Annotated in this window: 22 protein-coding genes; 6 read left to right on the top strand and 16 right to left on the bottom strand. The window is 44.6% G+C overall.

Translation table 11 applies throughout. The features are described 5' to 3' along the window. Positions 1-14 precede the first annotated feature (14 nt). The 3 genes from ACQ4XT_RS19075 to ACQ4XT_RS19085 form a co-directional block, all read right to left on the bottom strand. On the bottom strand, positions 15-3,431 hold the full coding sequence (locus tag ACQ4XT_RS19075; RefSeq protein ID WP_446855117.1) for a hypothetical protein: 3,417 nt from the start codon (positions 3,429-3,431) through the stop codon (positions 15-17). Positions 3,432-3,571: 140 nt separating this feature from the next. Further along, positions 3,572-3,775, bottom strand: coding sequence for a hypothetical protein (locus ACQ4XT_RS19080; RefSeq protein ID WP_446855118.1), 204 nt, complete (start codon positions 3,773-3,775; stop codon positions 3,572-3,574). A gap of 63 nt (positions 3,776-3,838) precedes the next feature. Next, a complete protein-coding gene (locus ACQ4XT_RS19085) occupies positions 3,839-4,729 on the bottom strand; it encodes a TIGR01777 family oxidoreductase (RefSeq protein WP_446855747.1) in 891 nt (296 codons plus the stop codon). A gap of 202 nt (positions 4,730-4,931) precedes the next feature. Between ACQ4XT_RS19085 and ACQ4XT_RS19090 the strand changes: the two genes are divergently transcribed. After that, complete coding sequence (locus tag ACQ4XT_RS19090; RefSeq protein ID WP_446855120.1) at positions 4,932-5,390, top strand: LytTR family DNA-binding domain-containing protein; 459 nt, start codon at positions 4,932-4,934, stop codon at positions 5,388-5,390. Continuing rightward, on the top strand, positions 5,387-5,800 hold the full coding sequence (locus tag ACQ4XT_RS19095; protein ID WP_446855121.1) for a DUF3021 domain-containing protein: 414 nt from the start codon (positions 5,387-5,389) through the stop codon (positions 5,798-5,800). Before ACQ4XT_RS19090 ends, ACQ4XT_RS19095 begins: the two co-directional genes overlap by 4 nt. A gap of 46 nt (positions 5,801-5,846) precedes the next feature. Here the strand turns inward: ACQ4XT_RS19095 and ACQ4XT_RS19100 are convergent, their stop codons facing one another. The 4 genes from ACQ4XT_RS19100 to ACQ4XT_RS19115 form a co-directional block, all read right to left on the bottom strand. Beyond that, positions 5,847-6,500 carry a lysozyme family protein gene (locus ACQ4XT_RS19100; protein WP_446855123.1) on the bottom strand — a complete coding sequence of 218 codons (654 nt, stop codon included), beginning with the start codon at positions 6,498-6,500 and terminating at the stop codon, positions 5,847-5,849. Positions 6,501-6,684: 184 nt separating this feature from the next. Then, positions 6,685-7,863, bottom strand: a complete 1,179-nt coding sequence (locus tag ACQ4XT_RS19105) for a type III PLP-dependent enzyme (RefSeq protein ID WP_446855125.1) — start codon at positions 7,861-7,863, stop codon at positions 6,685-6,687. 21 nt (positions 7,864-7,884) lie between these two features. After that, the gene (locus ACQ4XT_RS19110; RefSeq protein ID WP_446855128.1) at positions 7,885-9,738 is read right to left on the bottom strand and encodes an IucA/IucC family protein; all 1,854 of its coding nucleotides are present in this window, start codon (positions 9,736-9,738) and stop codon (positions 7,885-7,887) included. 58 nt (positions 9,739-9,796) lie between these two features. Beyond that, complete coding sequence (locus ACQ4XT_RS19115; protein WP_446855129.1) at positions 9,797-11,620, bottom strand: IucA/IucC family protein; 1,824 nt, start codon at positions 11,618-11,620, stop codon at positions 9,797-9,799. 221 nt (positions 11,621-11,841) lie between these two features. Here ACQ4XT_RS19115 and ACQ4XT_RS19120 point away from each other — a divergent pair, with 221 nt between their 5' ends. Then, on the top strand, positions 11,842-12,585 hold the full coding sequence (locus ACQ4XT_RS19120) for an IucA/IucC family C-terminal-domain containing protein (protein ID WP_446855130.1): 744 nt from the start codon (positions 11,842-11,844) through the stop codon (positions 12,583-12,585). Positions 12,586-12,944: 359 nt separating this feature from the next. On the opposite strand, the gene ACQ4XT_RS19125 is transcribed toward ACQ4XT_RS19120, so the two are convergent. The 6 genes from ACQ4XT_RS19125 to ACQ4XT_RS19150 form a co-directional block, all read right to left on the bottom strand. Next, complete coding sequence (locus ACQ4XT_RS19125; RefSeq protein WP_446855131.1) at positions 12,945-14,090, bottom strand: mannitol-1-phosphate 5-dehydrogenase; 1,146 nt, start codon at positions 14,088-14,090, stop codon at positions 12,945-12,947. 1 nt (position 14,091) lies between these two features. Then, positions 14,092-14,529 carry a PTS mannitol transporter subunit IIA gene (locus ACQ4XT_RS19130; protein ID WP_146813884.1) on the bottom strand — a complete coding sequence of 146 codons (438 nt, stop codon included), beginning with the start codon at positions 14,527-14,529 and terminating at the stop codon, positions 14,092-14,094. Positions 14,530-14,542: 13 nt separating this feature from the next. Then, complete coding sequence (locus ACQ4XT_RS19135) at positions 14,543-16,636, bottom strand: BglG family transcription antiterminator (RefSeq protein WP_446855133.1); 2,094 nt, start codon at positions 16,634-16,636, stop codon at positions 14,543-14,545. A gap of 415 nt (positions 16,637-17,051) precedes the next feature. After that, complete coding sequence (locus ACQ4XT_RS19140) at positions 17,052-18,527, bottom strand: PTS mannitol transporter subunit IIBC (RefSeq protein ID WP_446855134.1); 1,476 nt, start codon at positions 18,525-18,527, stop codon at positions 17,052-17,054. A gap of 175 nt (positions 18,528-18,702) precedes the next feature. Then, a complete protein-coding gene (locus tag ACQ4XT_RS19145) occupies positions 18,703-19,050 on the bottom strand; it encodes a hypothetical protein (protein ID WP_446855136.1) in 348 nt (115 codons plus the stop codon). After that, complete coding sequence (locus ACQ4XT_RS19150) at positions 19,047-19,478, bottom strand: hypothetical protein (protein ID WP_446855138.1); 432 nt, start codon at positions 19,476-19,478, stop codon at positions 19,047-19,049. The genes ACQ4XT_RS19145 and ACQ4XT_RS19150 overlap by 4 nt, the downstream gene beginning before the upstream one ends. Before the next feature lie 137 nt (positions 19,479-19,615). Here ACQ4XT_RS19150 and ACQ4XT_RS19155 point away from each other — a divergent pair, with 137 nt between their 5' ends. Further along, the gene (locus ACQ4XT_RS19155) at positions 19,616-21,250 is read left to right on the top strand and encodes an acetolactate synthase large subunit (protein ID WP_446855140.1); all 1,635 of its coding nucleotides are present in this window, start codon (positions 19,616-19,618) and stop codon (positions 21,248-21,250) included. A 9-nt stretch (positions 21,251-21,259) separates the two neighbouring features. Continuing rightward, the gene (locus tag ACQ4XT_RS19160; RefSeq protein WP_446855141.1) at positions 21,260-22,693 is read left to right on the top strand and encodes an aldehyde dehydrogenase family protein; all 1,434 of its coding nucleotides are present in this window, start codon (positions 21,260-21,262) and stop codon (positions 22,691-22,693) included. 34 nt (positions 22,694-22,727) lie between these two features. Here the strand turns inward: ACQ4XT_RS19160 and ACQ4XT_RS19165 are convergent, their stop codons facing one another. The 3 genes from ACQ4XT_RS19165 to ACQ4XT_RS19175 all read right to left on the bottom strand — a co-directional run bounded on the left by ACQ4XT_RS19165 (position 22,728) and on the right by ACQ4XT_RS19175 (position 25,924). Beyond that, positions 22,728-24,035 carry a Glu/Leu/Phe/Val family dehydrogenase gene (locus ACQ4XT_RS19165; RefSeq protein WP_446855143.1) on the bottom strand — a complete coding sequence of 436 codons (1,308 nt, stop codon included), beginning with the start codon at positions 24,033-24,035 and terminating at the stop codon, positions 22,728-22,730. Between the two features lie 103 nt (positions 24,036-24,138). Continuing rightward, positions 24,139-25,113: a cation diffusion facilitator family transporter gene (locus tag ACQ4XT_RS19170; protein WP_446855145.1), complete on the bottom strand. Its 975-nt coding sequence runs from the start codon at positions 25,111-25,113 to the stop codon at positions 24,139-24,141. A gap of 184 nt (positions 25,114-25,297) precedes the next feature. Further along, entirely contained in the window at positions 25,298-25,924 is a 627-nt protein-coding gene (locus ACQ4XT_RS19175) for an FMN-dependent NADH-azoreductase (RefSeq protein ID WP_446855146.1), read from the bottom strand. A 307-nt stretch (positions 25,925-26,231) separates the two neighbouring features. On the opposite strand from ACQ4XT_RS19175, the gene ACQ4XT_RS19180 reads away from it, so the two are divergent. Further along, a complete protein-coding gene (locus ACQ4XT_RS19180) occupies positions 26,232-26,417 on the top strand; it encodes a YjzC family protein (protein WP_146813902.1) in 186 nt (61 codons plus the stop codon). The last annotated feature ends 56 nt before the right edge of the window (positions 26,418-26,473 follow it).

A 26,473-nucleotide genomic window follows, 5' to 3' on the forward strand; every position in this document is an offset into this window, starting at 1 on the left:
TGACGACTCCCTCTCTACTGCCACTTCTTAAATGCTTTCCAAAGCTTCTTCCACTTTTGTTCAACAGGTTTCTCTGATTCCGATCGTTGTTTCTGCCATTCGTTATAACTCGCAATTCCGATCAGAACGAGCCCGGCAATCAACAGGTAGACCCACCATGGAACATTGCCCCAGTATGGGCGTGTCTGGTAGATGATGTTGAAAATGAGAACGCCCATCCCGACAAGGAAGTACGATTTGATCCGGAGCTGCATGCCGGCAATCATTGAAACGAGTGATAAGCCTCCGATGATCCAGGCATCCCAAATGGTGTGGCTCTGGATGGCATCAAGGACCAGATAGGCCGAAATCAAAAGCAAGACAGCGAACTGAACGTAGGACATCACCTCAACAGACGCAGACCATATGTTTTTCCTGACAAATGCAAGGACAAGTAAAACCGGCAGGGTCTGAATCTCTGCCATGATTAAATCAGGGATGTATCCACTGTAGGCGGCAGCGATCATCAAGTAAGCGCCATAAATACTGAGTGTCGCACCTGTATAAAAGACGTTCTGAAGGAATTTTTCGGTACATTTATTTCCACCAAGATAAAACCACAAGCTGATAAGTACAACAGGGAGAATGCGTATCCAGACACTTTCATCCCACAAAGTGTACAAGTTCAAATAACCGATATACAAAAGCGCGGTCCACGTATAGGCATCAGCTCGGAATTCAGGGCCGAGCAGCCTTTTTTGCAATATCTTTCCTGCTCCAAGAAGAACGAGAGCCCCTAAGGCAAGGACAAGGATCATATCCATATCGGTCCAGAACACCCGCAGCTTTTCCCATAACCCGAAGGTCAAGATTAATGGAACGAAGCGGACAAGCGGCCATGACCTCTGATGCAGGAAGAAAAGGTTGAGAACGGTGTAGCCGATCACCAGCAGCCATTCTCCCTCCGCCTCAAAACGAACATCACTTATGATGACGAATAGACCTAAAATGGAAAATGGAATGATGTACCACTCTATCCGCTTTTTCCACTGTGGGGTTACAAAGAACCAAAGGACAGCATATAAAAAACTGCTGGCCATAAAGGCGTATTCATAAGGAAACGCATCCCATCCAAGTTCTGTCGGAAGCGTGACAACAAGGAAATACCCAGTTGTCAGGCCCGCATATAACATCGTTTTAGTTCCAGATTCTCTTCCCGCTTTCAAAGCACTGAAGACGTACACCGCTAATGGAATCAACAACAGGGCAGGGTGAACATTTTCCGTCCCCAGCTGATCGAGAAGAATGAGAAGGATTACGAACGGCTGAACGATATGGCCAAGCATATAAAAATGCGGGCGCATCCCTTTCGATTTTTTTGCTCCCCACTCTCCGACAGCAATCAAGATCAAAGGAGCGAAGATCATATACATCAATACGTTAGAAAATGAATCGATACGCAAGGGCTCGGTCAATGATGTATAAAAAGCGAGTGACGCGACGGATACAAAACTCCAGTAATACGTCTTTTTTGAATAGCGGACAAGCAGGTACATCATTCCGATGCCTGCAAGTAACAAGAGCGGCCGGACAACCACCAGGTCCACTCCGTTATCTACAAGCAGAAGGAGCATGGCAGCCACGTAGGTGCCTTGAGCGATATAAAAAGTCGACGTCTCAAATCCGTCTTCTCCGGCCTTTTTCCATAGAAAATGGAGACCCAGGAGAAGTACGCCTGTAAAAGCCAGATGAAATGAAATCGAATACCCTTCACTGTAAGCAGGCACCCATTCGAGAAACTTTTGATAAAAGATGGCAGAAGCACCCACTAAAGCTGATGGAAGCATCCAGACAGCCGTACGGTTCATATCGGCTTGTGCAGCACTCTTTTTTACAAAATAAGAAAGCAGGCTGACGATAAGCAGCATGATGGAACTATACCCGTATTGCAGGTCGTAAAGGGCGAAGTATAAACACCCCGTCAATACAAATAAAGACGTGTAAAGGCTGCTATCCTTCACTACATGCAGCCATTTGATTTTCGTCCATAGGCCCCCATATAAAAGCAGGAGAGCAGCGGTTGTAAATAGGAAGAAGAACCAAGGGCCCGTCTGAATCAAGTCCCACAACTGAGCCGCTGAAACAAAAAAGAACACAGGAGCTAAATAAGTAAAAATCAAATGGTTCGTGACATTTGATAAAACGAGATAATTAATCATAATGACAACATAGGCGAGGAGCAGGAGCCATGAGCTGGTCTGCTCCGTGATCAAGATGCTTTCATAAGTAATATAGATGAAAGCCAAAAACGAGACGACTCCGCTCGTATAACGGAATACTTTTTCAATGAAGGTGTGGTTTCTGAACGCATAAGCAAACCCGATGTAAAGCAGGCCGATAAGCGCATATACAAGGGAATCCACAGCATACAACGGCGTATTCTCGACGAGTTGGTACACGGCATACACGAGCATCACTGAAAAGACAAACTGATATTCTTTCGTTTTATAAACAAAAACCATCGCCATATAGATACTGGCTGTCAGGAGCAGGTTGAAACTGTAAAACACTTCGTTTTCGAAGAAAAACAGCATCAATAAAGTAGAAATGACTAGATTCAACTGGGCGAACAAAGGCACCTCTTTTATGAAGAACTGGAACTGTTTCCTGTCCTTTAAACGGATATAACCGGCAAGCAACCCGGCATTGTACAACATCAATCCCAAGTAGAAAGCATCAAGAGATAACGGAAGTGCGCCAAGAAAGAACCCTGCGGAAAGCGATAGAAACAAGAGCGCAATCCATACATAAAGCCGGGAGCGATGGACAAAGGCATGCCTCACATATAGTGGAAGCGGAACCGCCGTTCCTATCAAACCGAGCAAGTGCCTTCCTTCACCCTTCAGAGATAAGTAGGGGCCAAACAGCTCAAAGTATCCAATCGCGACAATCACAATGGGAATAAGTAAACTTCCGAGTGTCAAGAAGGCGAAAGCTGTCTGTTTGATTTTCAAGAATCTTCCGGTACCATAGCTCAAAGCGAAGAAAAACAGCGAAACAAATGAAATCGAAACAACTTTCGTGGCCGCTCCCATCTGATCCCACTGACTCGTGGCAACGATCAAGCCTGTAATCAACAGGATGGAAACACCTAAAATGAGCGTCCATGTGATGTTCCGTTCGCGGATTTGCTCTGGTGTGCGTTCTTTTTTCTTCTTCACAGGTTTAGGAGTCGGTGCTGGGGTAGTCTCCCGGGTAGGTTCTGGCTGTGCTTCTTGCTTATAGACTTCAGGTTCATGCTTCCGATCTATAGATTCATAGTCTGCCATATACGCCCCTTGCGCCTGTACCAGCCTTTTGTACTCCTGATTGGTTATGTATCCACTTTCCTTCAAATGATTCAATTGTTCCCGGAATACCCTCTGTTTCTCTTCCTTTGATAAGGCAGACATTTCTTTCCCCTCCCCCGATTGAATGTACAGTGTAATTTTACACCTTAACTAATGGATTTTCAACATTTTTCCATGAATTTTCTATCCTTCCCCCAACGAAGCTCATCAATAAAGAAGGTTGCTCACTTCAGGAGCAACCACTACCTTATTTCAACCATATACTTCTTAGGAGCCCATGCCCCATCTAAGACCATGGCTACTTTTTCTGGAGCTTCAGGGACTTCATACGCCCATTCTGATATGATTTTTGGTTGTCCTTTAGCAGATCGCCATTTACCCCATCCACTTCCATCAACAGGCCAACCAGCCATAGTCGCCACTTTTTCAACTTCCCATTGAACCACAACACTTACATTTTTTTGTAATTACATAGTAACACACTTGAACTATTATCCTAGTCTTCCAGTCTATTTGCTTATGATTTCTTCCAAAGTTCGATCAAGAGTCGGATATTGAAAAATGAATCCCTCTTCCTCTAATCTTTGCGGGATGACCCACCTGCTCTTTAATACAAGCTCCGTTTCCGTTCGAATGAGAGCTGAACCAATTTCAAGCATCCACTTCGGTGCAGGAAGCCCGATATACCGGTCTGACTTTTCCCGGAGAAGCCGCATCAGTTCTTCATTGGTGACAGGGTTCGGGGCTGAGCAGTTGAAAACTCCTTCGAGCTTTTGATTCTCTTTCAAAAACAGGCAGATCCTGAACAGGTCTTCCACATGGATCCAGCTGAACATTTGCTTTCCAGAACCTTGAGGACCACCGAGCCCAAATCTCACCAAGTTTTTATAGGGAGTCATCACACCGCCTTCTTCCCCTAACACGATGGCTGTCCGGAGAGCGGCTTTTCTTGTTTCAGGTGTACGGAAAGCGAAGAAGTTTTCTTCCCAATTCATAGCCACATCCACGGAAAAACCCGTCCCGATTTCTCCTTCTTCTTCCGTCATCGGACGATCCTCCGCGTGACGATAGATGGTAGCCGTACTGGAGTTCAGCCAAGAGTCCGGTGGATGATCGCATTTCTGAACTGCTTCTCCAAGAATATTCGTCGTTACGACTCTTGATATCATGATCTCATTCTTGTTCTTAGCGTTATAACGGCAGTTGACCGATTTTCCTGCAAGGTTGATGAGGATGTCCGCGCCATCCATCGCCTCGATGATAAGCTTTTGATCCTCCCAATGAATGTACCCTTTCCTTCGGGAGATGACTTTCACCTCATACCCCAGGTCCTTGAATCTTTTTTGAAAATATTCTCCTATAAAACCGGTTCCTCCAGCCAGGACAACCTTTTTCATAATGCCAGACTCCCTTCTCAACGGTTATTCCTTCTCCTATCCATTCTACGGAGCCCCCGTTTATTTGTACAATTTTCCAATGCAAGTGACCAATCGCTAGAAACCACTGACCTCCCCCTTTCGGCCACATACCTCCAAGTCCATGACAGATCCCCCCTTCCCATCTATACTGACAATAGAAAGACAGACGGGAGGCAGCGGGAGAATGAAATTGATTGTAGATATCAATGAAACGTATGAAGAAACAAAGGTAACGGTGGAATGTAAGGAAGTCGACCCATCCATTAGAAAAATCCTGGATGCTTTGGAGGAAAAGAAACAAGACTTGGTGATCGGAGATCGAGCGGATCGTCAGCACCTGCTCCAGCCCATGGACATCGAATATTTCTACACGGAAAAAGAAATCGTGCATGCCGCTCATCAGGATGGGCCGTACAGATTAAAAGAGAAGCTTTATGAACTGCAGGAGGCGCTGCCTTCCGACCAATTCATCCGTATTTCGAAGTCCGTTCTCGCTAATGTTTATAAAATCAGTCATTTTGAGCCCTCTTTCCATGGCACGCTGGTCGTCCATTTTCATTCCGGCAGCAAAGAGTACGCATCCAGACATTATGTGAAAGAAATCAAAGACACTTTAAAAATGAACAGGAGGAAAGAAAAATGAAAACATTTTTATTCAGGAGTACGGCCGGCATTTTCTTCGGCGCATTTATCGCGATTCTTATGACTTTCGCTGTTATTTGGTTCGGGGATGTGCAAAAACTCTCGGGAGATGCCTTTATACAAAATTCGCTTGGCAGTATGTTCTGTGGTTGGTTCTTCTCTGTAACGCCTTTGTATTTTGAAATCACAACACTCAAACTCTGGCAGCAAACCCTTTTACATTTCCTCACAGTTACGCTGCTCTATTTCATCATCAGCTTCGGCATTGGATGGATTCCTTTTCAACTAACATCCGTCCTCTTATCCATCCTTTCATTTTTCCTCATCTATTTGATCATATGGATCGGCTTCTATCTCTATTTCAGATCCGAATCTAAGAAATTGAATGAGGAATTGAATCATCTCCAATAAAAAAACGCCGACAACCTTGCAAGGTTGTCGGCGTTTTTATCCTCCATCACGAAGACGTCGCGAGTAAGTCCCCATCTTCTTCATAGTGGTCCAGCACAGCATCTACATAATAAATATCTCCATAACAGGCATCATACTGTTCAGCTTCTTCACGGATACAGCTGTATTTCCCTGTATGTTTTAATTCCTCATACTTCTTGGAGGAAAATTCAATGGCTAATTCCTGCGTATATTCTCCCCCATGGTTCATGACAAAATCAATGAACCCTGCACCAAAATTGTACGATTGAAGCGCTAGTTTCACATCTCCATCAGCACGTTCCAATGTCTTTGCGAAATAAGCAACCCCTTGCTCGATGGACTTTTCAGGATTGTCAATACAGCCAACTTCGCCGCAATGGGATTCTGACGCCTGCATCGGGTCGCCCCCACGGCCACCTGATTCCTGCGTCATCAAAGCGAGCAATATATCTTTGTATTCTCTGATCCCTTCCTGCTCCGCGTAGGTTGCAATTTCATTTTCATACTGCAGCACCTGCTGCGGGAGATCCGGTTCTTTTTCTTCAACAGTGGTCCAGCTGCTCATGATTCCATCCCCAAGCTGACTTTTCATGGTTAAGAAAACGAGTCCGAGTAGAAAGACAGGGAGAAGAAAGGCTCCCCATGACCGGCCTCTGTTTCTATCATTCTTCTTTTTCACCCTTCTCCCCCTCTCTTCGACGCTATTCTATTTATATCTTACCATCTCCCGTTTGAAATCACTGAAAAAATGCATCCAATAGAGCCGATTGGGAACTACGTATTTCCTCTTAATCTAGGAATTACACTTTTTCTTACCCCAGGATTGCTAATTGCACGAAAAAAGCCGCCACAACATGTGACAGCTAATTCTTTTCTTCCAAATAGATGAATTCCGGCTCGGGATGACTTAAAAATTCATGATGTGAAATCGTCCACGCATAAGCACCAGCATAATCAAAAATCACAACATCTCCCGCTCTCAGTTCTTCTACATATTCACTTTTCACAAGTACATCATTCGGTGTACATAACTCTCCGGCAATGGTCACTTCCGCATCCTTCATTCCCGGCCGTTCATAGGGAGCGTCCCATTCCTCGGTAGGATAAACGCGGAACGGGTGACTCATTTTCCAGGCAGCCGGGAGCCGGAGGTGATGGGAGCCTCCCCGGATGAGGGCGAAATGATGATCATGGTTAGCCTTTACATCGATGACCTCCGCCACATAAGATCCGGCAGCGGCTGTCATGTACCTTCCAAGTTCAAGCACTAAAGTCAGCCCGTCCATTTGGGATTCTAATTTATCAAGTCCTGAAGTGAACAAGTCCCAATCAAACGCCTCCTCAGGATTCCAATAATTGATGCCGATGCCTCCTCCGACATCGACCGTGTGGATGTCCAATTCAAATCGGTTCCGCCAACTTTTCGCTTTTTCCAAACACATGGATACAAATTGCACATGAGCTTCAGCATTCAAGTTATTGGACATGGCATGAAAGTGAAAACCTTCTACCCTGACATGGTCCATCTGTAGTACCTTCTGTATGATCTGAGGTACCTCCCGTTCATCAACACCGAATTGAGTCGGGACCCCGGACATCATATGATGACTTTCCGGGACATCACGACTCAAATTGACGCGGATGAAGACCGGGGTTACGGTTCCCTTCCCTTTCGATAACCATTCGATACGGTTCAAATCATGGAAACTTTCTACGTTAATGGCTTCCACCCGTGCATCAATCGCTTCCTCTATTTCCGCCTGTTTTTTGGCGGGTGCTCCAAAAAGCACTGGTTTTTCATGAGGTACTTTCTGCAGCTCCCCGCCCGAGGCTACTTCATATCCATCCACAATTGGGGCGAGAGTTCCTAGAATACGTGGATCAGGATTCGCTTTCACCGCATAAAAAAGCCGGCAAAAATCCGGGAGACTGCTTTTTAACGTGTCCACATGCTTTCGTAACCGACCTAAATCATAAACATAGGCACAAATGGGGTCACTATGGACTCGTTTTTTATTTTCTATATACTGATCAATTCTCATGACTACATCCTCACACTTTCTTCATGCTAAAGGGTTGGGTACTTCGGTGTACGCATCCCCTTTACTATTGCTCAGTCTCATTTGGGTCAAGGACTTATGCATGACCGTCGGCTGGAATAGGAATGTTCGATCATCCGCCACTTGGCGCGCCAAATCATCCTCCAGTGCCAAACGAGCCAGTTCTTCCTGTACCACTCTTTTTACTTCCATCCAAAATGTATCTTCTGCTAGTCCGGAATACCGCACCAGCTGACGGATGATTTCTCCCAAATGGTTTTGAAAAACGGTGTAATACAGCTTATTATGCATCGAAGAACGATCATTCGTCACACTGACCGAATCAGCAGCAAACTTTGGAGAGATTCCCTGTTTCCGAAGGCGTTCCGGATAAACCCTTGCTCCGCCCCAGTCCCGGAAATAGAAGCGGGTTAAACGGCCATTCTTAAAGACAGGAACACTGTTCTGCAAATGTCCTTCCAACGCCACTCCATACTTGACCAACATCGTCATATACCCGGGAAGCACTTTTTGTAGATAATGACAGAAAAACTCTCGGGCTGCCTGGGTACGATTAAGGTGATGTTTCGTTTGAAATTCCTGGACAAGCTCATGCAGGATTGTCAAACCACTGATCGGGGACTGGGCGTACAAACTCATTCCAGCAACCGCCACTTCCCCTTCTTCCAGGTGGGGCTGGAGAGATTCACGAATCAACATTGTCAAATTACGACTCTTCAACCGATCCTCAGACCGGAAAGCAGCCCCGCCCCATTCATTTAAGGGGATAAAGGAATGTAACTGTGGTTCTTTTTCTTTGATTTCCTGTATCATTTTTGAAAAAACGGTAGCATTCATCGCTGTCTGTGTAGAGATCGAACGGACGGTCGACGTCATCTGGCTATTTACCGCAAGCTTTAACACAGGTGCGTCTTTTCTTTTAGGAGATACCGTCCGGAACGAAGAAGTCGCCTCTACATTGATAGGTCGTGAAGATAAAAGAATCACTTCTTCATCTTCAATTTCCTTTTGATAAATCTCCGGTATCGCATGGTCGTACTGCCAAGGGTGGACAGGCAAAATTGTGTACAGGCTCTTCTCGTATCCCAGATCCTTTAACTCCTTATACCCCTCCTCAACGCTCTCCGGAAAACTGGATTCAAACGTTGCTCCTGTACTCAATATCAATGACTTCTTCACGGCCACCATACGGATGGGAAACGTCTGATGAAATTCCGGTGAGTATCGGAACGTATCTTCATAGGTCAGTCCGATTTTCGTCTTGGCACCAGGATGAAGATGGTGCCCGTCAACGACAAGTTGTTCGAAAAATAAATGAGCATCCTCCCCTTTTTTCAACACATAACCGATGGATGTTTCCACATTCAGGCGGGCGGCTTCTGTGCGAATGATCTGTTTCCATTCCTCATGAAAAGTTAGAGCGAGCGCAAGGTTTGCGGTTCCATTATTCAACTCCTGGACAAAGGTGTCACGATTTGGGTAGTCTTCTTCTTCAAACAAATGAAACACGAGCTCAGAAGCGGAAGACACTTGACGAACTTGCTGCCCTTCAATCAGCACAGGCACATCCACTTCGACAAAACGGAAAGCCGATTTATTTAAGATCGGGAATAAGATTTTGTTCCTCTGCGTTTCGACCAGTAGATACGCGCGTTCTTTCTCTAATGATAAGTAACTGCTTTCACTCATCGTTCTACGAAAATAAGAAGAGGTACCATCCATTATGGTCGAACCGGAATAAACATCATCAATGTTCTCCCGAATAATAGAATTCGCAAGCTTTAATAAGATCCCTTTTCTTGCTTCAGCCCGGCATTTCCTAAAATGCCCGGCATAAGCGGGATGAGCGTTTTTCAAAAATTGAAATACCTTGTCTTCTTCTTTACGCAAGCCAGGATTCCGCGAATTTATACGCTCAGTTAAGGGCAGGATCATTACGTTTCACCTCTTTTCTTTTAGCAAAAGGATGAGGAATTTCCACATGAAGGTTGTCGGTATATTGATCAGACAAACGCATTTTCACGAGGGCCTTCATCTTCGTGGGCTTTGTAAGAATTTCCTCTTTATCAAGTAATGCTTCTGTAGGGATCTGTTTATCCTCTTTCATATGTTCATACGTTTCGTGGATCACCTGCTCGACCGCCTTCCACAGCTCTTTCTCATTGACCGATGTTCTTCTAGCGAGTGCGACGATCAGTTCTCCTAAATGATTATGGAAAAGGGCATGAGAAAACACATCCAACAACTCAGACCGATCTTTAGTCAGCAGATTCGTACTTGGATCAATCGGCTGTTCGGCGAAATACTGTTCTAAGCGTTCATTCATAATCCGGATGCCACCGTAATCACGGAGTACCGCCTTTTTTGGCTTTCCTTTTTTAAAAATAACGACACAGTTCTGAAGATGTGCTTCCATGCTGATCCCATATTTCGTAATCAATGTAAGCACACCGGGCAGAACCGTCTTTGCATAGTCATAGATGAATTTTTCAGGCGAAGGATAGAGTTCCGCCACTTCTTCCACGATCAACTTTCCTGAAAACGGAGAAGGCGCGAGCAAAGAAGCCGCCGGAACCGCAATTTCGTCCGTCTCCAAATTACGCTCTGGATTTTCACGTAGGATCGCGGCTGCATTTTTTTGCAGGAAATTCTCGTTCTCTTCTTGCGCTGGCTTGTAATGAATACCGACTTCCTCCCCCATGACGGATAATGATCGGGATAGTCTCGGATCATGACTAAAAACCGTTTGTAAGAGTCGCGATAAAGTGGGACCATTTTTTGTCGATGCCGCTGAAACAGTCCGGACCGCGCTTGTCATTTGTACATTGACAGCGGTTTTAATGTGATGCCTGAACCGGTCGTTTAGAGGTGCAAGCGACCGGAAAGAAATCAGTGCGCAGGTCGGGATGGTAATTCCATTAACCGGAAGTAGTAATTTTTTATTCAAATCATCCTTATAATATTTTGTGATGGTATGTTCCCATTGCCATGGATGAATCGGAATTATTTCATAGTCTTCCGCAACTACATCATGATCTTCACAGACTTGTTGAAAGGCTTTGTTTAACTCCGGATACTCTTGCAAAAGGATGGACTTCGTGCTCTCACCGTTTTTGGATGTCATATGATACCGGTCTTTATGAACGAGCAGTGGCAGGACATCCGGCTTCCCTTCCCATTCCGGTGCGTACCGGGCGACATCTTCAGAGGTCACGCCCATTCTCGTTCGGCTGCATGGGTGGATGGTATGCCCTTGAATCACCCACTGCTCGAAAAAGGTCAGTGGGCTCTTGAGTCTAGCTGCATAAGAGAACGCATCTTCCGCCAGGTTTTCGATTTGCCTTCTTCTATGCTCCGCTACAGTAAGTGCCAAGGCCAGGTTCGTCACACTGTTGAGGACTTCCTTATAAAAATCAAATCGATTATTTCCCGGGAAAAGCAGTTCCAAGCATGTTTCGGACTTATCGACCAAGGCTTGATTTCCATCCCGATCCAGAAAACGGATGTCCCCTTCAATATCGATGTGGTGAAATATGTAGAGATTGGAAACAGGTACGTGAAGTTCTCCATCGTTTAATAAAAGGATCAATGTGTTTTCAGAGTTTCTCCATTCGCAGGGAACGATCCGCTCCCGAAAAATCGCTTGTATCAATTGGTGTAAAGTATGGAGATCCGCTTTTTGCATATTTTTTAAAAAGGTGGATTCATACCCCGGTAACTTTTTTTGTATTACATTCATGGCTTCCATTCTGTTCACCTCCGTGGAGGAATGATGTAGTATTGTAAGTCTGCCTATTCCCTAAATCAATGAATAGTAATCGACCCATCTCGTGCCCATGACCTTAGCTTACTCCCAAGTCCATGTCCATTATGCTTCTTAAGTTGTTGTATAGATGGTTTTATTTTATAATTGAAAACAGTTATCAGCAAAAATAAAGCTTACAAACGGGAGACATCGATATGAAACGAGTATTTGAACAAATTCAGAACGATCATCGCATCTTTGTTGGTTCTGAGTACAAGGACCGTTCTCATTACAAAGTCGATGATCTCATACATGATAAAAACGCGATGAGAGCATTACTGGATATACAAAAGCATCAGCTGGATGCCCCGAACATGGCCATTGCCGGTTTGTTGTTTGGAAAAATGTATTCTGTGCTCACGATGGGATTGTTCGAGACGATGATCAAGCATGGTGTCATCATTGATGCAAGCCCCGAAAACATCAGCATTGAACTGAAAGAAAAAAATGCGATGAATTACATGGTTGACGATTCAGCGGTGCACAAAATTGCGGACCTGCCGGAAGAAAAAGTGAAAGAATACGTTCACACTTTCATAACCCAGCACTTGCAGCCATTGTTCCAAACCGTCGCACAAATATCCAAATGCAAGACGACACATATGCGTTCCATCGTCTCTCACAACCTTCACCAACGAAAATGTGCGCTTGTGAAAGATCAGGCTGATGAATGGACAGAGACCGTTTTCCGCTGGTTCACCACTCATGAACTGTTCAAAGAAAACCGGAGGAATCCTCTTCATTTCAAGTTCCGCTTTTATCAGGCGGACAACGGAAAAGAAACCTACGTCAGACGTCACTGCTGCATGAAATATATGCTCCACGATGCTGACAAATCCAAATGCTGTCCCACCTGCCCCCTTATCCCAGATGAAGAACGCGACGACCGCATCAAATAAAGCCCGAGCTAGCCAAAAAGCTCAGGGCTTATTTTTATGGAAATAAATGTATGAACTGGTACACCAAAATATGTAAGACCTGGTCACCCATAAAATGTAAACCCTCCCTCTAAAGAGCGGACTAATTTACCAATCCCTGCATAATTGTAAGGAACTACAGGAAATGGGGGGATGATTGATGTAACGTACGATTGCCTGCGCAGGATTACATAACAAACATTATAGAAACAGAGGCTTTCAATGGGTATGCTTTAAAAGACGGCCATGAATGGCATAATTATCCCGGCAAAATTGTCGTAGAAATCAAAAACGAATAAAACGAAGAGACCCATGGAAGATCTCATCCATGGGCCTCTTTTTCATTTCATTTGAGTAATCATTTTCTCAACTAATACCACAAGGGGATGGTTTTCTGTCAACCCACTAACCTGGCAGAAGGTTTCGGTCATTCCTGAAGTCTGAATTTGTTGCTGCAGTTCTCTTGCTTCTTCATCTAGTTCATTCTTGTAAAGAAGTGTCGCAGCAATGACCTCAGCCAAGTACTGCGGCTGGCCTCCAACGACATTGAAATATTCAACAGCCGGCCTTACAAGACGGTCTTTTGGCCCAAGCTTACGAATAGGAGCACGGCCAACACGGGTAACTTCATCCGACAAGTCCGGGTTTAAGAAGCGGTTGATGATCTGGTCTATATAAGCCTCATGTTGTTCCTTGCCGAACCCATACTTCTCAATCAGTACAGCTCCCGTTTCACTTAGCGCGCCTTCAACCTTTTCCTTGACTCTATGATCTTCCATCGCGTCTTTGATCGTTGAATGTCCATAATAGCTTCCGAGATAGGCCGTCGCTGCGTGCCCTGTATTGACCGTAAACAGCTTACGTTCAATATAAGGGGTCAGGTCATCCACATAGGTGACCCCTTGGACTTCCGGCTGAACTCCTTTGATCGCAGGTGTTTCCACAACCCATTCATAATAAGGTTCAACCTTGACCGTCAACGGATCTTCATTGTGTTGATCAGGCACAATTCTGTCTACGGCTGCATTGGGGAATCCGATCGAATCTTCCAATTGATCCTGCAACGTTTCATCCATGTTATCAAGCACATGCTGCTTCAATGCTTCAGATCCACCAATCATATTTTCACAAGCAATGACGTTCAAAGGTACTGCTTGATCTGTGATGCGCTTTTCTACTCCTTCTGCCAAGAGCTTTGCGATGACAGGAAGAATGTTAGGACCAACAGCGGTCGTGACAAGGTCTGCATGAGCGATCGCTTCCACCACTTCTTGTGGCTGTTTCAAACTATTCAATCCACTGACATTTTTAACCTCAATGGAAGAATCATCCCCAGCCAATTCTACTAGGTACTGATTGCGTTCATTTAATAGATCGATCAACTTCTCATTCACATCGACAAAAACGGTCTCGTAACCAGACTGATCAAGAAGCGCGCCGATGAACCCTCGTCCTATATTCCCTGCTCCGAAATGAACAGCTTTCATCTTACTCCACCTCGCTGAACGTCTGGAGAACTTCTTCTTTCGTTTCTGCTGCAATCAATTTTTCAACATTCTCTTCTTCTGAACAAACGATAGCAATCTGAGAAAGGATTTCTAGATGCTCGTTGCCTTTTCCAGCAATTCCGATAAGGAGCTTAACAATATTTCCATCTCCGAAATCAACGCCTTCTGGTACTGTAACTACAGAAATACCTGTTTCATTGACGGCTTTTTTTGCATCCTCTGTACCATGCGGAATGGCTACGAAGTTCCCCATGAAAGTGGACGTGATTTCTTCACGCTTCAGCATTTCTTCGATGTAAGCTTCATCTACATAGCCTTGTTCGTTCAGAATGCCGCCCACATAGCGGATGGCTTCTTCTTTCGTTGCCAAGCTCTTGTTCAATTCGATGTTTTCTTTTTTCAAAATGTTTGTAGACATTATAAAAACTCCCTTATCCTTTTGATTTTAAAAACGTATAAAGTTGGTTTGCTAAATAATGAAGGATGTTCTCCTCATGTTCTGACTCTAAAATTGACGTACACTCTTCATCTTCTATAATAAGAGAACTAATAAAACTCAACGTCTCTAACCCTTCTTGACTCGGTGCTTCAGGTGCGAGCATTAGCAATATCGTTTTGATGGGCATCTCTTCTCCATCCATCCCCTGCACCTTCAAAGGTTCAGTCAAGATATGAACAGAGAAGGAAGGCTGTTCAATGGAAGAACTACGCGCATGGTAGAGCGCAAGTTTTGTCTCCGGGATTCCGAGACCTCCGACTTTTTCCCGTTCCAACAAATGATCAACAATGGAATTTCCTTCTGTAACGGCTCCGTTTTCTTTTAAATAGTGAACCGCCTGTTCCAATGCCTCCTCCACATGAGCAGCATCTATTCTCGCCACAAGCAGGTGGTCTAGAACCTTTCCGATATTACGGGCATAGCGTTCAGAAGCTCCGATTTTCTCTTGAATGGCCTGGAAAGTCTTTTCATCTCCGCCCTTCTGTTCCAAAACCGGCTTTTTCATTTGTTTCGTCACACGTACCCTTCTGATTGCATGCTCGATTTTGTGAATATCCTTTTTAGGTAAAACAGGACTCACCTGCACGTATGCCTCTACATCGACAAGAGAAATAGTTGAAACGATCAAATCATATTGCGAGATATCCATTCCCTTAAGATCAAACAGAGAATGATGTTCAATCTGCTCAATTTCGTTGAATTTCTTTTGTAGTTTGGCCGCCAGTATTTTGGCTGTCCCGATTCCGCTTGAACAAACGACAAGGACATTGATCCCTGCCACACCTTCCATATTCAGAAGCGCAGATGCAAAATGCATGACGATAAAAGCGGTTTCTTCACGTGGAAAATGTAGTCCAGGGAAGACCTCCTGAAGCGAATGTTCCACTTCTTTGAACAAAACAGGATAATCTTCCTCCATTTGATCGGTAAATGAGTTTTCAATATCCATGTTATGCTGCAAACGGTACACACTAGGTTTCAAATGGACGACAAGGTCATTGAGCAAACGATCATACTCGTTGAAATCCATCCCTACACGCCGAGATACTTTAGCGATCAGCTGCTTCGCTTTAAAAGCTATACTCATACTTGAGTCCTCAAGCAAAGAATCGCGATTGTAACGCGCCTTGGCTCCCATCAAATGCATCGTAATATGGCCGGTTTCCGCTTCTGGTATAGAGAGTTGGAACTCGCCCGCTAATTGGTCTATTAAACCTTCCGCAAAAGAGTACTCTTTCGTAGAACGGAGCTTTTCCAACTGTGCTTCATCGATATGGATCTTTTCCCCTTGCTGCATGCGTTCAATCGCCAAAGCAAGGTGAACGACCAACGCAATGTAGGCACTATCCGCGAGAGGATAAGATAATTCTTTCCGCAACTCATCGAGGTGAAGTTCAATCAGCGCAAGCGTTTCTTTATTTACAATGTCCAGCAGCTGCCCGGATAAAGAATCATCTACTCCCTGATTCCCTTCCTGGATGTTCTGTCTCACCATGGAGAAAAAATCAAGCTCGTTCATATGGGTCATAATTAATTGACTAATAGCTTCTCGTATGCCCGATTCTTCTCCGACCACTTCGACGCCATAGCCCCTTTTTCTAACAAGCTTCAACCGAAAGTCCTTGAGGTGCTCTTCAATCTTATCGAGGTCATGACTGATCGTTGCTACTGTAACACCCAGATCATTCGCAATCGCCACAAGCTTGACAGGTTCACGAGTCTCTAAAAGCTTGGACAGAATCAAAACGTGCCGTTCTTCCGGCGTATAATCTACTGAGGCCTGCTGCCTTAACTCCATTTTCAGCGTTTTCTTCTGATCCACAGGCCCTTTCACCAAAAGGACGCCCCCGGATTCTTTCTCAAGCGACAACTCCCTTTCGGCCAGGAGTTCTTCCATCCCTTTCAAATCCCGATGCACCGTTCTTGTGCTGATACCGAGTTCTTTGGCCAACTGTTTAACCGTCACTTGATCTTCCTGACCAAGCAGGCGGTCTAAGATCTTCCTTTCACGACCTGTCACATACATTCCCGATTCACCTCCTTCAAGGACAATATTTAACAACTATTGTTTCTATACTTTCATAATATGTTGTACCGTAAGGGTTTTCAATGATTAGAAAAGTCATCTTCGTCAAACCATCTGTGACAAAATTTAATAAGCTCTCCTTTATTAATGACTACAGCAACCATTAAGTAGGGTGCTGAACTAGAATGACGTTTAGTGAACGTTTGTATGAGCATGTAAGTTAAACTTATTAGCAGCTTTAAACCTTTTATTAGCACCTTCCGAACATTTATTAGCGACTTTAGGAATTATATTAGCACCTTTTGAGCGTTTATTAGCAACTTCATGACTTTTTTTAGCATCTTCGGAATGGTGCCCCCATCCTTCAAAATCAGTTAAGGAAAGGCCTGATCACCGGATCAGGCCTTTATAATTGTTATTCAGATTTAAGTTCGTTGACGAGTTCATCGTACTTCGGACTATTTAAGAAGTTATCGACAGAGATATGGTGAGCACCTGGTACTCTTTGTACGGCACGTTCCGTCAAATCCTTGTGTGTAATGACAATGTCTACATCATTTGGCAGATCATTGATGGCCATGTTGGTGACATCAATTTGGATGCCGGCTTTCTTGAACTTGTTCTTCAGGAGAGACGCTCCCATCGCACTGGACCCCATCCCCGCATCACAAGCGAAGATGATTTTATCGACATTGCTGCGGTCTACGGAAGGAACGACATCTGTGTTTCTATCTGAAACCTCTTCGTTCGCCTCTTCTTTTTGCTCTTGCTGCTGAGAATTTAACTGTCCGGAAACAGAGCTCTTTTTGCCTTTCATTTCTTCCATTTTAGCTGTAGCTTCGTTCAAATCTTCTTCCTCATCGTTTTTGCTGAATTTTAGAATCAAGGAAGCGACAATGAATGATGCGAGTGTGGCAAGAAGAACACCTGCGATCACACCAAGGTGGTCACCTCTGGCTGTCAGTGGCATAAGCGCTACAATACTTCCTGGAGAAGGAGTCGCCGTCAAACCGACACCGAAAGCGACGAACGTTGTTGTCCCGGTTACACCACCGGCAATGGCTGCTAAAATCAAAGCCGGCTTGGACAAAATGTACGGAAAGTAAATTTCGTGAATACCACCAAAGAAGTGAATGATGGCAGCCCCTGGTGCGGTTTGGCGGGAAATTCCTTTTCCAAAGATGCTGAATGCCAATAGAATTCCTAAGCCAGGACCCGGGTTCGTTTCAAGTAAGAATAGAATCGATTTCCCAATTTCCTGTGTCTGATCCACAGCGATGGGACTCAGAATTCCGTGGTTGATGGCATTGTTTAAGAATAAGATTTTTGCTGGTTCTATGAAGATGTTGACAAGCGGCAATAGTCCCGCATTGACTAATGCTTCAACGGCAGAACCTAAAACATTTGTCAGTCCTGACATAATTGGACCGATAATGTAATAACCGACAATTCCAAGAATCGCTCCAACGATACCGGCTGAGAAGTTGTTGACAAGCATCTCAAATCCAGACTTGACTTTGCCTTCAAAAAGTTTATCCACCCATTTGATGGCTAAACCTCCTAGCGGACCGATTAACATCGCGCCAAGGAACATAGGAATGTCTGCTCCGACAATGACTCCCATCGTAGCTGTCGCACCAACGACCCCTCCGCGAAGTCCGTGGACCAATCGTCCACCTGTAAAACCAATCAATAATGGCAGTAAGTAGGTGATCATCGGACCGACCATTTCTGCTAAATCTTCATTAGGAAAGTATCCATCAGGAATAAATAAAGCCGTTATAATACCCCATGCAATGAAAGCCCCGATGTTCGGCATGATCATTCCGCTTAAAAAGCTTCCGAACCGCTGAACACGAGCTCTTGCACCTGTTTGTTTTTTCTCACTCATGAGATTTCCTCCTCGTCTCGTTTGTTCTCTTTTTTCTGTACTTTCATAATAAAGCGGTTACACCCCTGCGCTCAAGACAATCTAAATGCAGCTTTGTCATACAAGACGTGACAAATCTGAAAAGGACTGATAAAACGGAAGAAACGCCGGTCACAAACAATGACCGACGTCCTTTTCAATCTCTTCTTTTTTTCAAACCTGCTTTTATACCTTTTGCTACCCAATGGTGAATGAAAAGGGCCGCACCGATTCGAATATAACTTTTGAATCCATCCAGAAAAAGAGACATGAGTGATTCATAAACTCCCCATGTTATTAGAACGGTCGATGTAGAGGACATGAAGCCGAGCAAGATGGATTCGTAAGAAAAGTATTCTAAGTAAGTTATCACGGTAAAACCAGTGAACAAAGAAACATTGCCGATCCACTGATTTCCACCTAACAAATGATTGATCAAAGCGAAAATAATCAAGATAAGCGCACAACTAAATAAAATGGCTCGTTGATATGGGCGTTTTTTCATCCAGACTCGGATTCCTTCTCTTTTTTCTTATTCATGAGCTGTTCAATGTAAGGTTCAATACCTGTCCATTTGCTGATCAGCTTCAGCATTACTAAAAAGAAAATCCCTTCCAGGGTCACCCCTTTGACCGTATCCGCAGATAACCACTGATCATAAATGTTGATCGGAACCATATCGATTAATTCGGAAAAAGCAAAAGTTATTCCAAAAGCAAACCCAAGCAGGCCGAAACCCTTCCATATGGGATCCACACCTAAAAACCAGAGCAGGTAAACCATCAAGCCTATGGAGATGATCATGACCTGCTTCCCAAACTGGAGGTGAGTCCCTGTCAAAATGCCACCAATAATCAACATGGCCATAGATAAAAATACCGCTGTAAGTAAATGCTTTTCGTTCTTTCTTAAATGATGGATAAGCTTTTTCATACGTTACCTCCCCGCAAAAATACCGGTCTCCATTTTATCGCTCGACTGTGAGTGAGAACAATGGAATCATTCTCCAACCTTTTACTCATAACTTCTATTGCGATAACGCAAAATAAGACAAACAAGGAGGAAAAGTTATGAATGTTGCGCAACTATTAATCAAATGCTTAGAAAACGAAGGCGTCGAATATATCTTCGGTGTGCCAGGAGAGGAAAACATCGACGTCATGGATGCCATTTTGGACTCTTCCATCGAGTTCATTACGACGCGCCACGAAACAAGTGCCGCCTTTATGGCGGGCACCTATGGAAGGCTGACGGGTAAACCGGGGGTCTGTCTGGCGACGCTCGGGCCGGGCGCGACTAACCTTTTGACTGGCGTGGCCAATGCGAACATGGACCATTGTCCACTCATCGCCATTACGGGGCAGGCCGGACTGAACCGCCAACATAAAATTTCACACCAATATTACGATCTTGTAGACATTTACGCCCCTGTAACCAAGTGGAATGCGCAAATCAAAACAGGCGAAATCGTGCCAGAAGTCGTAAGAAAAGCGTATCAGTTAGCCATGCAGGAAAAACCAGGAGCGACGCATATCGATCTGCCTGAAGATGTAGCAGGCATGGAAGTGTCAGCTGATCCACTACCGATCACCGGTCATTCTCTTCCACAAGCCGATGAAACTGTCATCAAGGAAGCGGCGGACCTCCTATCCAAAGCAGAAAAACCTCTGATTTTAGCAGGAAACGGAATTACTCGGGAACAAGCAGCGAATGAGCTTCAATCATTAGCAGAAAAAGCGAACATCCCTGTCGTCCACTCTTTCATGGGAAAAGGAGCCCTTTCATGGAAACACGAACTTAGTCTTCTCACGGCAGGACTGAGTGGGAAAGATCACATCACCTGTGGTTTTCAAAAAGCCGACCTGATCATCCCGATCGGTTTTGATATGGCCGAAACGCCGCCTCAAAACTGGAACCCGACCGGTGAGACCCCGATTTTGCATATCGATACAGAGGAAGCAGAAATTGACGCGTACTATCCTGTAGCCCTGAACGTAGTCGGAAATATAAAAGAGAACTTAAAGCAACTGACAGAAGCTGTGTCGGCAAAAGAAAGAAATCTTGACTGGGCCACATCCATCCGGAAAAATGTGCTGAAAGATTTTGAAGAATATCAACAGGATGAGGCCTTTCCTCTTAAACCGCAAAAGATCATTGCGGACTTGAGAAATGCTATGGGAGATGAAGACATTGTGATCTCAGATGTCGGCGCACACAAAATGTGGATGGCGCGCATGTACCATACATCCAAGCCGAACACCTGCCTGATATCGAATGGACTCGCCTCCATGGGAGTTGCCGTTCCAGGAGCAATTGCAGCCAAAATGGCGGCTCCGGATCGTAACGTTGTCGCTGTTTGCGGAGACGGTTCTTTTCTGATGACCGGAGCAGAGCTAGAAACGGCAGTAAGATTGAACTTACCCATCATCATTCTTCTATGGAGAGACGATGGATACGGGCTGATCGAATGGCACCAGATGAAAAAATTCGACCGTCCATCCCATATTGAATTCGGAAATCCCGACTTTATCAAACTCGCACAATCTTTTGGAATGGAAGCTTTACGTGTCGACCAAACCCAAGATCTGCAGAAAGCGCTGGACCAAGCGATTTCCATGAATAAACCTGTCTTGATCGACTGCCCTGTCGACTACAGCGAAAACATGAAACTGACGGAAAAACTAAAAAATATCACATGCGAATGAGGTGAAATCATGAAGATCGGATCGATTATCAACGGTGAAGAATTTTGCGAAGATGACCGCGAGACAATGACGGTCAAAAATCCGTATAACACGGAGCTTGTTGCGGATCTGGCTTTAGCTAAAGAAGAAGACTTGAACAAAGCGATCGACATCAGCTACGATACGTTTCATCAGACGATGAAGAAAATGCCCGCTCATAACCGGGCGGATATTCTTTTGAAAGCATCCCAACTTTTAGAGGAGCGCCAGGAGGAATTTGCTGAAGCTATTACTAAAGAAGCCGGGAAACCTTTACAGTTCAGCCAGGGTGAAGTGCAGCGTTCAATCCAAGTCCTCCGCTTTGCGGCAGAAGAAGCCAAGCATATCGAAGGAAAAGTCATTCCGATGGATGCCGCCATCGGTGGAGAAAACCGGGTCGGTTTCACGAAACGGGTGCCACTCGGGGTCGTCGGGGCAATCACGCCCTTTAATTTTCCGTTGAACTTAACATTGCATAAAGTCGCTCCAGCTATTGCAGCCGGCAACACGATCGTATTGAAACCAGCGGAGAAAACGCCGGTATCCGCCTACAAACTCGTGAAGCTTCTCCATGAGGCGGGACTACCAAAAGGGGCGATTCACTTGCTGCTTGGCACTGGAAAAGAAATCGGAGACCCCCTTGTGAAGCATGATAAAATCCACAAGGTCACGTTTACAGGCAGCCTGCCCGTAGGACGCACGATTCGCGAGAATGCAGGGTTTAAGAAAGTGACGCTTGAGCTTGGTTCAAACAGTCCTAATATTCTTTTTGAAGATGCGGACCTCGACTATGCCGTTTCGAGTTTAGTTAAAGGTGCTTTTGCTTTTTCAGGACAAGTGTGTATCTCCGCGCAGAGGATTTACGTGCATCAAAATATCTACGACCGCTTCTTAAAGGCGTTCATTCAAAAGACCGAAGAATTGAAGATCGGAGATCCGATGAGCGAAGAGACGGATTTTGGTCCGATGATCAATGAGGATGAAGCGGAACGTGCCAAGATGTGGATTGATGACGCCGTGGAAAATGGAGCAAAAATTGAAACCGGGGGCAAGCGTAATGGCTCTTTATTGACCCCCACAATCCTGACTGATGTGAAAAGCGATATGAAAATCATTGCTGAAGAAGTATTCGCTCCGATCGTATCAGTCATTCCATTTTCATCTGAAAACCAAGTAGTTAGTCAATCGAACGACTCGATCTATGGTCTCCAAGCAGGAATTTTCACAAGAGACATTGATCGTGCCTTTCGTGTAGCCGATCAGCTGGAAATGGGCGGTGTCTGGATCAATGAAATGTCCACTTACCGACAGGACAACCACCCTTATGGAGGCGTAAAGCAAAGCGGCATTGGCCGAGAAGGTGTCCAATATGCGGTGGAAGACATGACAGAATTGAAGTTTTACGGTATTCGCCTAAATGGATAAACGAAAACAGTCGCCCTGGCAGGACGACTGTTTTTTAATGATTTTCTTTTTCTCCAATCCAACCACGGGCATCCATCGCTTTTACCAAATGCTTGATGCCTACCATATAGGCTGCATCACGCATCCGACACCCCTTTTCCTCTTTCATCTCGATCACCTTCTCAAACCCTGAGAGCATCTTTTCTTCCAGCTGCTTGTTCACTTCGTCCACTTTCCAGTAATAATTCATGTTGTTCTGCACCCATTCAAAATACGAAACCGTCACTCCACCAGCATTACAGAGGATATCAGGGATAACGAAAATCCCTTTTTCTTCAAGAATTTGATCCCCGGCTGGGGTGGTTGGACCATTAGCGGCCTCGGCCAGTATTTTCGCTTGAATCGTCGGGGCCGTCTCTTCAGTGATTTGGTTTTCAACCGCTGCGGGAACGAGAATATCTACGGGGAGACTGAACATTTTCTCGTTTGAGATCGGCTCTGCTTTTTCATAAGAAGAAGCATACTGATCTCCACCGTTCGTATACGCTAGCAAATCAGGGATATCCAATCCGCCTTCTTTGTAAATGCCGCCTTTCGCATCCGTCACAGCTACAATTTTTACACCTAATTCATGCAAGAACTTGGCTGTCATACTTCCTACGTTACCGAACCCTTGAATGGCGGCTGTCGCTTCTCCCATTTCAATTCCGAGGACTTTGCACGCTTCACGAATGGTGAACACTACTCCTCGTCCTGTTGCTTGAAGACGACCGAGAGATCCTCCGAGAACCACTGGTTTTCCTGTCAGCATGCCAGGAATGTTATATCCCCGAAGCTGGTCGAATTCGTCGATCATCCATCCCATGACTTTTGGATTTGTATTGACGTCAGGTGCAGGAATATCCTTTTGAGGACCAATGATCGGGGTGATTTTCTTAATGTAATTGCGACTTAACTGTTCCAACTCACGTTCGGACAGTTGTTCAGGGTCCACAATGATGCCACCTTTACCACCACCAAATGGTAGATCAATGATTGCAGCCTTCAAGGACATCCATATAGAGAGCGCCTTCACTTCATCCAGATTGACATCCGGGTGAAAACGGATCCCGCCCTTAGTGGGTCCAAGGATATCCATATGCTGAGACCGATATCCCGTGTAATTCTCAATTCGTCCATCATCCATTCTTACAGGGATCGAGACTTCAAAGACACGCATCGGCTTCTTCAACAAATGGTAGATGTTCTCATGGAGACCGAGTGTCTCCACCGATTCCTTCAGTAACCCCTTAACGATTTCATAAGGATTATGTCCATGCGTCATAATATCCGATTCCACTTTATCGTACTTTTCCTTACCCATACTCCCACCTCATCCAATTCCATATTTTACTACACCAGGTCATACATTATTTCCCTGTTTTATTCTATTCACCTGACCAGGTCTTGCAATTATTACCAATCCATTACACCTGATTATCATCAGGGTCCCAGGACATTTGATCATCATCTTTATCTGATTCAATGATCACTTCAGTAACCCCTCGCTGACTCAGTATTTTCTTCTCAATACCATCAAGGACTCGATCCACTTGTTCGATCGACATATCCGGATCGAACTCCAGCTTCAGTTCCACATGCAGCTCTTCTCCTTCTTTCATGACCATCAGCTTTTGTATGTCCTGTACTTCAGGATGTTCAAATACGAATTCACCGATTTTCTTTTCCATTTCTTCATCCGCTACCCCTAGTACCCCAGCTGCATTATCTAAGAAGATTCGACCGACCACATAAAACAGCATCAATCCGATGATGACAGAAGCATAGCCTTCAGCTGTATGAAAAGGGGTATAAGTTGCAATTAAGATCGAGATCATCGCAATCAAAGCACCTAATGTAGCAACCATGTCCTCAAGGAAAACCAACTTCGTAGCAGGTTTTGCTTCTCCGATGTTTGCAAAACTTACTTTTACAACCTCCATGCCTTTGACATTTTCCAGTCCGATATCTTTGATAACTTCTTTCATTGCTTTGTACAACACAAAAGACTCAAGAATGGCAGCAATTCCAAGTACAGTCAAGTTCAGCCAAAGCCAGGAACCTGCTTCTGGAGGATGAAGGATGTGATGAATTCCTTCTTTGATCGTTTCGTATGCCAATATGCCAACGATGATGACAGCACCAAGCAATACAAGGTTTACAAGCCGTGCAAACCCATTCGGAAATTTATCGGTCGGTGCTTTTTTACTAAGAGCTGAACCGATAAATACAAAGAATTGGTTGGCCATGTCACCAATGCTGTGCATCATTTCCGCAAACATTGCCACATTACCTGTAATGAAATAGGCAACGCCTTTGATTAACGCAATAATCGCGTTAATGATGCTCGCCCATAAAGCCGGCTTATTGCCTTTTTTCAACAAGACGAATAACTCTTTCATCCCTTACCCCTTTCCACCCCCAGCTTCTCTCCATAGTTTCTCAAGATCGAGCGGAAATCATTCCATAAAATGTCTGACCAGGTCTTACATATTCTTCCGTACCAGGTCATACAGTTTCTTCCAATACAAAACACACAAAAAAAAGCACCCCTGATCGGGATGCTTTTTTTGTATTTCTTTTGGTTTAGAATGAAGCGGCGGCTGATGCAGCTTCTTCCAAGCCATCTTCAATAATCTTTGCTGCTCGATCAGGGAATTGGTTATGACCTTCGACCACGAGTGTAGTGATATCTTCAATACCCCAAAATTGTAGAATGTTTTCAACATAATTCACTGCCATCTCTGCAGACTTCGCCGGACCTTCAGAGTAAACACCACCACGGGCGTTCAAGATGGCTACTTTCTTATCCGGAAGCAATCCTACAGGCCCTTCCTCTGTGTAACGGAATGTCTGACCCGCCTGAGCCAGATAGTCGAAATACGTATGAAGCACAGCTGGAATGGTGAAATTCCATAGCGGGAAAGCAAATACGACTTTGTCTGCTGCAAGGAACTGATCCAAGTAGGCGGTAACCGTATTTGTCGCTTCGATTTCAGATGGAGTGAGTTCCATACCTTTGGAAAGTTTGAACATTCCATTAATTTTGTCATTGTCATAGTAATCCAGGTTTTCCTCAAACAAATCGAGCTCTTCTATTTCGTGATCCGGGTGAACCTTTTTATAGTTATCCAAAAATGTGTGGTAGAGTTTGACGCTCACCGACTGCTCCACCGGTCTGGAATTTGCTTTTACGAAAAGTACTTTTGTCATCGTGTGAACCTCCATTTATATAAAAATTAGTTGTTGTAGCAACCACAGGTTATAAAAATAAGCCTAATGATAGCTGTTCGAACATCGGAATGGCTTTTATGTCCGTAATTCAAGATGTTGCTACACAAACTATTCAACGTGATATATGTTATAAACTTATCGTCTAATTGTCAAACCTCAAGGCTTGTAAAATGGAAACTCCTCCAAATGTAACATTTTTACAAAAAGGGGTTTTCACTCTGACATATCCGGTTATATAGCTTATGTGCGCACAACTAAAACCAATTTCGAAAGGATGTATTTCTAAATGGCTGATCGTTACAAAACAGGCGAACAAGCGCCAGAAGCAGGTACTTACGAATTTGATGGTTTAGTGGATGGTCGTAAAAATAATGATGTGACAGAGGATGAGAAACATATCGAATTGAGCAATGGAGATACGTTCCCACCTCTTCGCTCCAGTAAAGAAGCAGCTTACTGGAAGAAAGCATAATCATACGCACACAACACATAGAAAAGTCCTGGACATCCCCCTGCCCAGGACTTTTC

Source organism: Halobacillus sp. 12SKB (genome assembly GCF_052941655.1).

Bases quoted from the DNA above. Each gene is read 5' to 3' on its own strand.
- ACQ4XT_RS19075 (WP_446855117.1), bottom strand. From the start codon at position 3,431: ATGTCTGCCTTATCAAAGGAAGAGAAACAGAGGGTATTCCGGGAACAA.
- ACQ4XT_RS19090 (WP_446855120.1), top strand. From the start codon at position 4,932: ATGAAATTGATTGTAGATATCAATGAAACGTATGAAGAAACAAAGGTA.
- ACQ4XT_RS19095 (WP_446855121.1), top strand. From the start codon at position 5,387: ATGAAAACATTTTTATTCAGGAGTACGGCCGGCATTTTCTTCGGCGCA.
- ACQ4XT_RS19105 (WP_446855125.1), bottom strand. From the start codon at position 7,863: ATGAGAATTGATCAGTATATAGAAAATAAAAAACGAGTCCATAGTGAC.
- ACQ4XT_RS19115 (WP_446855129.1), bottom strand. From the start codon at position 11,620: ATGAATGTAATACAAAAAAAGTTACCGGGGTATGAATCCACCTTTTTA.
- ACQ4XT_RS19120 (WP_446855130.1), top strand. From the start codon at position 11,842: ATGAAACGAGTATTTGAACAAATTCAGAACGATCATCGCATCTTTGTT.
- ACQ4XT_RS19125 (WP_446855131.1), bottom strand. From the start codon at position 14,090: ATGAAAGCTGTTCATTTCGGAGCAGGGAATATAGGACGAGGGTTCATC.
- ACQ4XT_RS19130 (WP_146813884.1), bottom strand. From the start codon at position 14,529: ATGTCTACAAACATTTTGAAAAAAGAAAACATCGAATTGAACAAGAGC.
- ACQ4XT_RS19135 (WP_446855133.1), bottom strand. From the start codon at position 16,636: ATGTATGTGACAGGTCGTGAAAGGAAGATCTTAGACCGCCTGCTTGGT.
- ACQ4XT_RS19140 (WP_446855134.1), bottom strand. From the start codon at position 18,527: ATGAGTGAGAAAAAACAAACAGGTGCAAGAGCTCGTGTTCAGCGGTTC.
- ACQ4XT_RS19145 (WP_446855136.1), bottom strand. From the start codon at position 19,050: ATGAAAAAACGCCCATATCAACGAGCCATTTTATTTAGTTGTGCGCTT.
- ACQ4XT_RS19150 (WP_446855138.1), bottom strand. From the start codon at position 19,478: ATGAAAAAGCTTATCCATCATTTAAGAAAGAACGAAAAGCATTTACTT.
- ACQ4XT_RS19155 (WP_446855140.1), top strand. From the start codon at position 19,616: ATGAATGTTGCGCAACTATTAATCAAATGCTTAGAAAACGAAGGCGTC.
- ACQ4XT_RS19160 (WP_446855141.1), top strand. From the start codon at position 21,260: ATGAAGATCGGATCGATTATCAACGGTGAAGAATTTTGCGAAGATGAC.
- ACQ4XT_RS19165 (WP_446855143.1), bottom strand. From the start codon at position 24,035: ATGGGTAAGGAAAAGTACGATAAAGTGGAATCGGATATTATGACGCAT.
- ACQ4XT_RS19170 (WP_446855145.1), bottom strand. From the start codon at position 25,113: ATGAAAGAGTTATTCGTCTTGTTGAAAAAAGGCAATAAGCCGGCTTTA.
- ACQ4XT_RS19175 (WP_446855146.1), bottom strand. From the start codon at position 25,924: ATGACAAAAGTACTTTTCGTAAAAGCAAATTCCAGACCGGTGGAGCAG.
- ACQ4XT_RS19180 (WP_146813902.1), top strand. From the start codon at position 26,232: ATGGCTGATCGTTACAAAACAGGCGAACAAGCGCCAGAAGCAGGTACT.